Annotated in this window: 12 protein-coding genes and 1 pseudogene; 8 read left to right on the top strand and 5 right to left on the bottom strand. The window is 71.4% G+C overall.

All coding sequences use genetic code 11. From position 1 onward, the window contains the following. The 6 genes and pseudogenes from AB0J71_RS27795 to AB0J71_RS27770 form a co-directional block, all read left to right on the top strand. Positions 1 to 717: cation diffusion facilitator family transporter (locus tag AB0J71_RS27795; protein WP_352327540.1), on the top strand; the 717-nt coding region annotated here is incomplete at its 5' end. Between the two features lie 253 nt (positions 718 to 970). Further along, positions 971 to 1,285 (top strand): hypothetical protein, encoded by a 315-nt coding sequence (locus AB0J71_RS27790; RefSeq protein WP_364416737.1) that lies wholly within the window; start codon positions 971 to 973, stop codon positions 1,283 to 1,285. A 195-nt stretch (positions 1,286 to 1,480) separates the two neighbouring features. Continuing rightward, the gene (locus AB0J71_RS27785; protein WP_352327537.1) at positions 1,481 to 2,734 is read left to right on the top strand and encodes a trypsin-like peptidase domain-containing protein; all 1,254 of its coding nucleotides are present in this window, start codon (positions 1,481 to 1,483) and stop codon (positions 2,732 to 2,734) included. Between the two features lie 178 nt (positions 2,735 to 2,912). Continuing rightward, positions 2,913 to 3,329 (top strand): RNA-binding S4 domain-containing protein, encoded by a 417-nt coding sequence (locus AB0J71_RS27780; RefSeq protein WP_352327536.1) that lies wholly within the window; start codon positions 2,913 to 2,915, stop codon positions 3,327 to 3,329. A 339-nt stretch (positions 3,330 to 3,668) separates the two neighbouring features. Further along, positions 3,669 to 4,025 (top strand): annotated as a pseudogene (locus AB0J71_RS27775) (RtcB family protein); the annotation flags it as partial. Between the two features lie 13 nt (positions 4,026 to 4,038). Next, positions 4,039 to 4,509 (top strand): RtcB family protein, encoded by a 471-nt coding sequence (locus tag AB0J71_RS27770; RefSeq protein ID WP_364416735.1) that lies wholly within the window; start codon positions 4,039 to 4,041, stop codon positions 4,507 to 4,509. Between the two features lie 87 nt (positions 4,510 to 4,596). Here the strand turns inward: AB0J71_RS27770 and AB0J71_RS27765 are convergent, their stop codons facing one another. Both AB0J71_RS27765 and AB0J71_RS27760 read right to left on the bottom strand, forming a co-directional pair. Then, positions 4,597 to 5,064, bottom strand: coding sequence for a hypothetical protein (locus AB0J71_RS27765; RefSeq protein ID WP_364416733.1), 468 nt, complete (start codon positions 5,062 to 5,064; stop codon positions 4,597 to 4,599). Positions 5,065 to 5,198: 134 nt separating this feature from the next. Then, a complete protein-coding gene (locus tag AB0J71_RS27760) occupies positions 5,199 to 5,741 on the bottom strand; it encodes a hypothetical protein (protein ID WP_364416731.1) in 543 nt (180 codons plus the stop codon). Positions 5,742 to 5,877: 136 nt separating this feature from the next. Between AB0J71_RS27760 and AB0J71_RS27755 the strand changes: the two genes are divergently transcribed. Next, entirely contained in the window at positions 5,878 to 6,615 is a 738-nt protein-coding gene (locus AB0J71_RS27755; RefSeq protein ID WP_364416729.1) for a DUF305 domain-containing protein, read from the top strand. A 115-nt stretch (positions 6,616 to 6,730) separates the two neighbouring features. Here the strand turns inward: AB0J71_RS27755 and AB0J71_RS27750 are convergent, their stop codons facing one another. Further along, positions 6,731 to 7,069, bottom strand: coding sequence for a sterol carrier protein domain-containing protein (locus AB0J71_RS27750; RefSeq protein ID WP_364416727.1), 339 nt, complete (start codon positions 7,067 to 7,069; stop codon positions 6,731 to 6,733). Here AB0J71_RS27750 and AB0J71_RS27745 point away from each other — a divergent pair. After that, positions 7,042 to 7,842, top strand: coding sequence for a response regulator transcription factor (locus AB0J71_RS27745; RefSeq protein WP_352327530.1), 801 nt, complete (start codon positions 7,042 to 7,044; stop codon positions 7,840 to 7,842). The two genes, AB0J71_RS27750 and AB0J71_RS27745, sit on opposite strands and share 28 nt — an antisense overlap. A gap of 19 nt (positions 7,843 to 7,861) precedes the next feature. Here the strand turns inward: AB0J71_RS27745 and AB0J71_RS27740 are convergent, their stop codons facing one another. Continuing rightward, positions 7,862 to 8,374 carry an RICIN domain-containing protein gene (locus AB0J71_RS27740; RefSeq protein ID WP_352327529.1) on the bottom strand — a complete coding sequence of 171 codons (513 nt, stop codon included), beginning with the start codon at positions 8,372 to 8,374 and terminating at the stop codon, positions 7,862 to 7,864. A gap of 163 nt (positions 8,375 to 8,537) precedes the next feature. Continuing rightward, positions 8,538 to 9,716, bottom strand: coding sequence for an ROK family transcriptional regulator (locus tag AB0J71_RS27735; RefSeq protein WP_364416725.1), 1,179 nt, complete (start codon positions 9,714 to 9,716; stop codon positions 8,538 to 8,540). Between the last annotated feature and the right edge of the window lie 128 nt (positions 9,717 to 9,844).

Raw genomic sequence — 9,844 nt, 5'->3', positions numbered from 1 at the left:
CTGGTCGCCACCAGGATCGCCGCCCGCCCCGACACCACCGGCCGGCGCAGCTACGGCTCCTACCGGGCCGAGGTGTTCGCCTCGCTGCTGGCCGTGATCCTCATGCTGGGCGTCGCCGTCTACGTGGTCGCCGAGGCGATCGGCAGGATCGGCGGGCCGGCCGAGGTGTCCTCCGGGCCGATGCTCGTGGTGGGCGCGCTCGGGCTGGTGGTCAACCTGATCGCCCTGGTCCTGCTGCGGTCCGGAGCCAGTGAGAGCCTGAACGTCAAGGGCGCGTACCTGGAGGTGGTGGCCGACACGGCGGGGTCGGTCGGCGTCATCGCGGCGGGGTGGCTGATCACGGCGACCGGCCAGACGTTCTGGGACACGGTCATCGCGCTGGCCATCGGGGTGTTCGTCGCCGTGCGTGCGATCTCGCTCGGCCGGCAGGTGTTCGCGGTGCTCGGCCAGCACGTGCCCGAGGGCATGGACGCCTCCGTCGTGGCGGCCGACCTGGCGGCCATCGAGGGCGTGCGCGACGTGCACGACCTGCACCTGTGGACGCTGACCTCCGGCATGCACGTCGCCACCGCCCACCTCGTCACGGGCGACCAGAGCGACAACCACGCCGTCCTCGATCAGGCCCGGGACCTGCTGCGCACCCGTCACGGCGTCGCGCACGCGACCCTGCAGGTGGAGCCGGACGGACACACCGGCTGCGACGAGGTCGGCTGGTAGCCGGCGGTTCAGGGCGAAACCGCTCGCAAGGACGGCGACGGCGACCGGTCTAGGGCGACGTGGTCCCGGCCGCGCCGCGGGCGGCGAGCATGCCGCGCATCAGCTCGATCTCCGCCTTCTGGGCGGCGAGTATCGAGCTCCGGTCCACACCATGGTGTCGCCGCCCGCGGTGTGTTGCACGCCCAGGGCGCCGCCGTGCCCGAAGCCCAGCAGGTTCATCGCTCCGGTGAGGGCGCCGTCCAGGGACAGGCGGTTGAGGCACAGATCGCCGCGCGCGTCGGCGGTGGCGCGCCCGCTCGCACTCGCCGCGGCCCTCGCGGTGGCCGTCCCGCCCACCGCCAGACGGCTCACCCTCGAACAACTCCTGGCGCGCCGGGACGCCACCACCATCACCGCCGACGCCACCGCCCTCCTGCGCGCCCTGCCCGAGCACACCCCCGACCAGATCACGCGGACCCTGCGCCAGGCCAGGATCGATCCCGGCACCAGTGTCGGCGAGCTCACCCTGCTGCAGCGCCACCTCCTGCTCACCTCCCTCGGCGACGCGCTCCCGACCCCGCGCCCTTGAGACGACCTCTCGTACGCCGGTTCGGGCGGCGTGGTTCGACAGCGCGTAAAAAATGGTTTTCTGGGAGCCACACCCGCCCCGACCTGGATCGATAAGGCCGCCATGAGGAGCGGGCCCGGTTCCGGATCAAGGGCTTAGCCGGGTCTTACGCCGGAGTTGGCACCGTGAGGCAGCAGAACTTGAGGGAGATGACAGATGAACGCGCACGAGCCTCACGAGCAGGACCCTGGAACACAGGGAAACGGCGGGTGGAGCCAGTTCGGCACCACGCCGCCGACCGCCGGAGGCTTCCCCCGCCGCGACCCGATCGTCACGGAGCAGCCGCCGCCCCCGCCTCCGCCGGCGCCGACCTTGAAGGCGCGTTTCACCGCCGGCCAGAAGGCGGTGGCCGGGCTCGCGCTGGCGGCGATGGCGATCGTCGGTGGGGTGGCCGGCGCCGTCGCGGCGACCTCCTTCCGGCCCGCGCCCGTCGCCACCACCAGCCACGTGCCCAGCCCCGTCCTCAAGCCGGCCTCCGGATCGCTCACCGTGTCGGACGTGGCGGCCAGGGTTCAGCCGACCGTCGTGATGATCCAGGGGCAGAGCGGCGAGGGCTCGGGCGTCGTGCTGTCGGCGGACGGCCTCATCCTCACCAACAACCACGTGGTCGAGGGCGCGAGCCAGGGCGGCGGGCAGATGAGCGTGAAGTTCAGCGACGGCAAGACGGCCAAGGCGAGCATCGTCGGCACCGATCCGGCCACCGACCTGGCCGTCATCAGGGCCGCGGGCGTGTCCGGGCTGACCAAGGCGACGCTCGGCGACAGCGACGCGCTCAAGGTCGGCGAAGCCGTACTGGCCATCGGCAGCCCCCTCGGCCTGGACGGATCCGTGACGGCGGGGATCGTCAGCGCGCTTGACCGTACCCTCACCACCGGCCCTGACCAGCGGCAGCAGCTCCCGCCCGGCTGGGGACAGGAGCAGAGCCCCCAAAGCGCCGGCACGACGATCGGCGGCGCCATCCAGACCGACGCCTCGATCAACCCCGGCAACTCCGGCGGCGCGCTGGTCAACGCGAAGGGCGAGCTGGTCGGCATCAACACCGCCATCGCCTCGAACGCCGCCGGCGGCGGTGTGGGCTTCGCCATCCCGGTCAACACCGCCAAGCACGTCTCCGACCAGCTCATCGCCACCGGCAAGGTCCGTCACGCGGTCCTCGGGGTGAGCGTCACCGACGCGACCGGCGACGTGCCCGGCGCCCTGATCAGCCAGGTCATAGCAGGAAGCCCGGCGGAGAAGGCCGGACTGAAGCAGGGCGACCTGATCACGAAGATCGGCGACACCCCGGTCGACGCGGGCGAGACCGTCGTCGGACAGGTCAGAGGCTCCAAGCCGGGCCAGCAGCTCAGAATCACCTACCTGAGGGACGGCCAGGCGCGCGAGGTCAACGTCACCCTCCAGGAGAAGACCTGACCCGACGTCCACGCCGGGGCCTCTCCCCCAAGGCAGGAAAGGCGGATCCTCATGGCAGTCCTCCGCGGGAGCGCTCACGACAGCCTGCGCATTCATCAGGGCTCCGACTTTCTCGTCACCGAGGTGGAGGACGGATGGCGGACGACAGCCGGTGCGGGGTTCTCAGTACAGTGTCGGGGTGGTGGGTGAGCAGCTGAGTGTGCGGGTGGACAGCTGGATCTGGTCGGTACGGCTCACCAAGACCCGTTCGGTCGCGGCCGACGCCTGCCGGGGCGGGCACGTCCGGGTCAACGGGGTGCGGGTCAAGCCTGCGCACGCCGTACGGGTCGGAGACGAGATCCGGCTGCGGCACGACGGCCGCGAACGCATCGTGGTGGTCTCCCGTGTCATCACCAAGCGCGTCGGCGCCGCCGTGGCCGCCGAGTGCTACGTCGACAAGAGCCCTCCGCCACCTCCCCGCGAGGAGACCGTGACGGTGGCCGTCCGGGCTCGTGGCGCGGGGCGTCCCACCAAACGCGAGCGCCGCAGCATCGACAGGCTGCTCGCGCGCCCGGTGGTGGAGGAGCGGCGGGGCGGCCGGGCTCGCCCGGACTGACCGGGCACGTCCCGCCGCACCCGACGCGCGGAGGCGGCGCCGGGCCGAAAATCGGTTGCCTGGGGCGGCGGGGGTTCGAGAACGTGGTCCCCATGAGGCTCTGACGGAAGACACCCCGCCCTTCGAGATGCCGCGACGCCGGTTCGCGTCGTGCTGCCGCCTGTCCATGCCCTCTCCAGGGACAGCCCTTCTGCAGGGAAGAGAACGTCTTTGTCTCAGCAGCACCCGGCCCCGCCCGCTCCGGTCACCGGGGCCACCGTCACCGTGTTCGCCTCCCCCACCAGCTGGATCGAGTCCGACGCCGTCGCGCAGTGCCGTCAGGTGGCCGCCCTCGACGGCATGACGCACGTCGCCGCCATGCCTGACCTGCACCCCGGCAAGGGCGCGCCCGTCGGGGCCGCCATGGCGTCGGCCGTCCTTTACCCGTTCCTGGTGGGCTCCGACATCGGGTGCGGCATCGCCGTGTTCCCGGTCAGGCTGAAGCGCGCCGTGCCCGAGAAGCTCGCCGCCCGCTTCCCCGACCTCGATCGTGCGCTGGATCCCGTACGTGATGCCGACGATCCCGCCTGGGCCGTCATGAAGGGCGACATCCCCGCCGGTCACGTCGAGGGCCTCGGGACGGTTGGCCGCGGCAATCACTTCGTCGAGCTGGCCCGGATCGGGACGGTCTTCGAACCGGGCCACGCCGCTCGGCTCGGCCTCGACGCCGGTGACCTGGTTCTCGTCGTCCACAGCGGTTCACGGGGGCTGGGCGAACGGCGGCTACCTGCACCGCAAGGGTGCGGCGCCGGGCGACGGCCGCGACGTGCTCATCGCCGGCACCCGCGGCACCCCGTCCTACCTCGTGGCCGCGCACGCCGGTCCGGACGCCGGCCACTCCGTGGCGCACGGCGCGGGCCGCAAGATGTCGCGCGCGGACGCCCTGCGCCGCGGCCGGGCCAAGCACACCGTCGAGGAACTGCGCCGCACGCCGGTGGGGTCGGTGGTGGTGTGCGGCGACCGCCAGCTCCTCTTCGAGGAGGCGCCCACGGCCTACAAGCGCATCGAGCAGGTGATCAACGACCTCGTCGACCACGGTCTGGCCACGCCCGTGGCCACCACGATCCCCCTGGTCACCTACAAGACCCCCGATCTCGGGCCGGCCTCCCGAAAGGACCGCCGCAGGCGGGGGCGGCCGTGACCGTCGTCCACCCGCCGGCTGCCGCACCGCCTGGAAGACGGCGCCCCTGTGAGCAGGTCCGGCTGCGGGAGTGGCGTTCAGGAGGCGTCAGACGCCGGATGTGCGTCCCGTGCAGCGCAGCGTTTCGCCCTTCTTCACGAACGTGGCGTCCACGGCCAGGTAAAGCTTCTTCTTGGCCGGGACCTTGAGGTCGACGACGATGTCGTAGGAGACGTCGTCGAATGCCTTCTTCTCGTGAAGTGTCTCCTCGTGGACCTTTCCGTCCTTGCCGCGGCGTTCGACCATCAGGTTGAGGTGTGCGGTCTTCAGGCGGACCGGCGCCTCGGTGTTCCAGCGGTAGATGATGTCGGAAACGCGGTGGTAGCCGCCGGTCGTCCGGTACTTGATCTCGAATCGCGCCTTCTCGCCATCGCTCATCGTGCAGCTCGACCTGACGCTGTGCGCCGGAGCGGCCGTGGTGGCCGGGGTGGTGGCGTGCGCGGTGGAGGTCAGCAGGGCGAGGGTCAGGCCGGCCCCGGCGAGCGAGGCCGCGGCGTTTCCGAGGATGTGCGTCATGTGCGCGACTCCCTTCAGGTGGCTCGGATCTCTGGTCGAGGGTGACGGCGGCGGTGTTGAGGATCGGTTGAGCATCGGTTCAGGCGAGCGGACAGAAAGGGATCGGTCCCGCGGCGACCTGATGAAATGCGGGGCTAGCGGCCGATCAGGGTCGCGCCGGGGAGTGACTCCTTGACCGCCTCCGGCGTGCCCACCACGACCGTCAGTTTTTCCTTGGTCTTCTTTGCCGCCGCGTTTCCGTAAAGCTGCACCTTTCCGAGGTTTTTTGCCTGGACGGTGACGAACATCCGGGTGGGGGTGCACCACAGGGTCACGGTGCTCTCCGAACTGGTGCCGACCATGGGTTCCTTCGGCCCGGCGAAGCCCTCTTCCGCGGTGACGACGTTGCCCTCGGACTTCGTCAGATCCTGGCTCATGTTGAAGAGCACGCTGGAGGACCCCTGGTCGGCGAGCCCGCACACGCCCTTGTCGTTGATCCAGGGGACCATGTCGTACTCCGCGACCTGGATCCGCGCCAGCACCTTGTCCGCCCCCTCCGGCACGCCTGATTTGGCGGCCGCGGCCGGCAATGACGCCAGCGGCCAGTGGCTCGGATCCTTGAGCACCCAGTCCTTCGGCTCGTTCGTCGAACAGCCCGTCAGCAATAAGAACGCGACTATCACGATTTTTCCGCGCATAGGTGGATCATCCTAAAGGTCGAAAATCCTCCACGTACGGGCGTACGCGGTGACATTTCAGGGGCGGGTTACCGTTGGAGTAGGTGTCGAATCGGCGTTGGGGGTACGCATGAAGCGACGCTCCGCAATGACAGCGATGGCCGCCGGGGCATTCCTGGCCGCCGTCACCACCGCGTCGGGGGCCGCCACGGCTGCCATGGCATCTTCGCCGATGCCGTCCCCGAGCCCGAGCCCGGCGGGCACCCAGCCCACGTGCCCCGGCATGGGGCAGATGCACGCCGTGACCAGCGAGTACGACTACCTGTCGCAGATGGTCCCGCACCACGAGGAGGCCATCGCCGCAGCCCGTCAGCTGCAGCGGTCCAGCAGGCCGGAGATGCGGCGGCTCGGGCAGTCGATCGTCACGACGCAGACCGCCGAGGTCGGCACGATGAAGGGCTGGCTGCGGCAGTGGTACCCGCAGAGCCCGGCGCCGAGCCCGGGCGCGACCACGATGCCCGACCTGTCGGGGCTTTCGGGGAATCAGCTCGACAAGGCGTTCCTGCAGCACATGATCCCGCACCACATGATGGCGATCATGACGTCGGAGCAGCTCCTCGTGCACGGCGAGGCGGTGCATCCCGAGGTCGCCGCCTTCGCCCGCAAGGTGCGCGACGACCAGCGGGCCGAGGTCGCCACGATGCGGCGGTACCTGGTCCAGTGGTTCGGGGAGCAGAGCATGCCCTGCATCCCACACATGCCCGACATGACGCCAGGGCCACACATGTCCGAGACACCAGAGCCGCCCCCGTCCGAGACACCAGAGCCACCCACGTCCGAGATGACACCAGAGCCGCACATGTCCAACATGACACCCACCACCGAAACGTCCTGACGACATCCCGGCCGCTCGGCCGGTGCGGGGAAGGAACGGCGCGGGCCGCGAAGAAGGCGAGGATCGCCCAGCCCGAGGGGATCGCCCAGCCCGAGGGTTGAAAGGGCACGGGCCGTCAGAAGGCCGGGAACGCCCAGCCCGACGGGTGGAAGGGCGCGCGTTCGCCGCGGAAGGCGAGCGAGGCTGCGGTGACCGCGCCCGGCCGCAGTTCCTCGACCCAGCCCGCCGCGGCCAGCGACGCCAGCGTGGTGCCGCCCAGATAGGCCGCCCCCAGCTCGGCGGAGGTGAGCCGCAGGTCGGGCTGGGCCCGGGTGCGTTCGCAGGTGACGGAGTCGCCGTCGGCCAGCAGGCGGTGGCGCCCGGCGTTCCAGGGGCAGAACGTGTCCTGAACCTCCAGCACCAGGTCCAGGGGGGTCGAGTAGCGGCGTGCCGCCAGCGCCCGGTCGACGTCCACCAGGCGGACCCGCCGCGGCGGCCGGGCACGCCGCGAGCGGCGACCTGTTCTCCCGCCACCAGTTGCTCTGCCTGCTCGCCGTCGCGCAGGGCGACCCGGAGCGGGCCGACCTGCTGCTGGAGCGGGCGCTGGCCGATCCGGCGCTCACCCGGATCTACAGCAGCGACGCCCGGCCGGTCCTGGTCGCCGGCGCCCTGGTGCAGCGGATGCGGCTGGCCCGGGGCGCGCCCCGCGAGCGGGTCGCGGCGCGGCAGGCCGAGCTCGCCGCGGTCGATGCGACGCTCGGCGTGGACGGGCCGTTCGACCGGGCCTGGCAGATCATGCTGCGCGCGCTGGTCGAGGACGCCGGCTGGGACGAGGTGGCGGCTGCCTGGCGGGACCTCGGGCAGCCGTACGAGCTGGCGCTGAGCCTGTTCCACGGCGCGCGGGCCGCGCTGGCGGCGGGCGACCGGCCCGGCGGAACGGCCCGCCTCGGGGAGGCCGCGCGGCTGGCCGACGAGCTGGGCGCCGCGCCGCTCGCCAGGGAGATCGCCCTGCTCGGACGGCCCCGACCGGCGCAGGACGGGCTCACCGAGCGCGAGCGCGACGTGCTCGTCCTGATCGCCGACGGGTTGAGCAACCGGCAGATCGCCGCCCGGCTGCACATCTCGCCCAGCACGACGGGCGTGCACGTCTCCCACATCCTGGCGAAACTGGGCGCGGCCACCCGTACCGAGGCGGCGGCCATCGCGTTCCGCGAGGGGCTGGCGAGATCCTCCACGACCCGCCCGTGACCCGAGCGCGGCCCCGGGGTCAGGTCAGGGTGTCCTCGACCTTGATCTGGCCGCCCTGGATCACCCACTTCTGGTTGGGGTGGTTCAGGCAGGTCCACAACCGCACCACGGTGTTGTTGGCGCGGCTGTTGGTGGCGTCCAGGCAGACCTCGCGACCGGTGCCGACGGTGTCCTCGACCTTGATCTGGCCGCCTCGGATCACCCACTTCTGGTTGGGATGGTTCAGGCACGTCCACAGGCGCACGTTGGTGTTGTCGGCGCGGCTGTTGGTGGCGTCCAGGCAGACCTCCCGGCCGGTGCCGACGGTGTCCTCGACCTTGATCTGACCGCCCTGGATCACCCACTTCTGGTTCGGGTGGTTCAGGCACGTCCACAGACGCACCACAGTGTTGTCGGCGCGGCTGTTGGTGGCGTCCAGGCACACCGGCGGGCCGGCCTGGGCGGCGTGGGCCGTCGAGGCGGGGGCGACGGCGGCGGCCACCAGGGCGACGGCGGAAACGGCCATCAGACGGGCGACGGGGCTGGCGGGCATGGATTACCTCCACTGATGCGGTGACGACCATGAACAACGCATACAGAAAGTAATCCTATGACTGCGTAAAGTGATCTGGCGGAAAGGTGACGCATCACTGGCCGGTGTCGAAGGCCTCCGAACTGCCCGGGAGGTCAGAGGTCCACCGCCGAGGCGGTCGCCGTCAGCTCGGCCGCGTCCGCTGCGGAGCGGCGGGGCTGGAGATGGAACCCTCCGGGGAGAAGAACCGGTCGTCCACGTGGTCCAGCGCCAGGCAGGCTCCGCCCAGGGCGACGCACTCCTCGCCGAGCGTCGAGGGCCGGATGTCGGGGACGCGTACACAGTGAGGTTCGAGCGCCCGGCGCAGCGCGGGCAGCAGGACGTCGGCCGAGCGGGAGAAGCCGCCGCCGAGCACGACCAGTTCGGGGTCGAGCGTCAGCACCATCGCGGCGGTGCCGAGCGCGAGATGGCGGGCGTACGCCTCGACCGCGGCCCGCGCCTCCGGGTCGCCGGTTCGGGCCGCGCCGAAGACCTGGCGGGCGGCCTCCTCGGGCGCGGCCCCCTTGGCCGCCGGGCCGCTCTCCAGCCGGCCGGCCATGGTGCTCCAGCCCGTGATCTCCATGAGCCCGACCTCGCCGGTGGCCCCGCTGAACCCGTGGTGCAGGCGCCCGTCGATGATCAGCGCAGCGCCGGTCCGGCGGCCGACGTGCAGGTAGACGAGGTGCTGGACGCCCGCGGCCACCCCGAGCCGCTGCTCGGCGAGGGCGGCCAGCTTGCTGTCGTTCTCGATGATGATCGGGCAGGCCAGCCGCTGCCCGAGGTGACCGACGAGGTCGACGCCGGGCCAGTCGGGCAGGTCGTTGACCCTGGTGACGAGCCCTTCGCGGTTGACGACGCCGGTGCTGCCCGCGGTGACGCCCCACAGGTCGGACGCGCTCAGCCCGGCGGCGACGAGCGCGGCGTCCACGGCCCGCCACACCGCCTCCAGCCGCTCCCGCTGGGCGGTGTGCCGATCGACGGCGACCCGCCCGCTGGCCACGATCCGGCCGGCCAGATCGGTGATCACCGCCAGCACCTTGTGCACGCCCACGTCGATGCCGAGCACGTGACCCGCGTCGGTGCGGAACCGGTAGCGCTTGGCGGGCCGGCCCATGGCGCCCGGCGCGGGCGGCACCTCGGCGATCCAGCCGCGCTGCTCCAGATCCGTGACGACGTCCCCGACGGAGGCCCGCGACAACCCGGTGCGGGCGGACAGCTCGGTGAGCGTCAGTGGCTCGCGCGCCTCACGCAGGGCACGGATGCTGCTCAGGGAGTTCAGCTGGCGTAGCCGCTGAAGGTCGCCACCACTGACCTGCACGGTCACACTCCTCACTATCGCTGGTCTCTGAACTATATCCCTCTGGCCCATCCCCACTTCCAGCTGCATGTGCCGCGCGAGAAGAGGGTTGACGGCAAGGTCATTTCCGTGACTATCTATGGAGACCTTCATAA

The organism is Nonomuraea sp. NPDC049637 (assembly GCF_040675235.1).
GTDB lineage: Bacteria > Actinomycetota > Actinomycetes > Streptosporangiales > Streptosporangiaceae > Nonomuraea.
The sequence above is the reverse complement of the archived record's forward strand: the minus strand, read 5'-3'. Positions and strand labels throughout refer to the sequence as shown.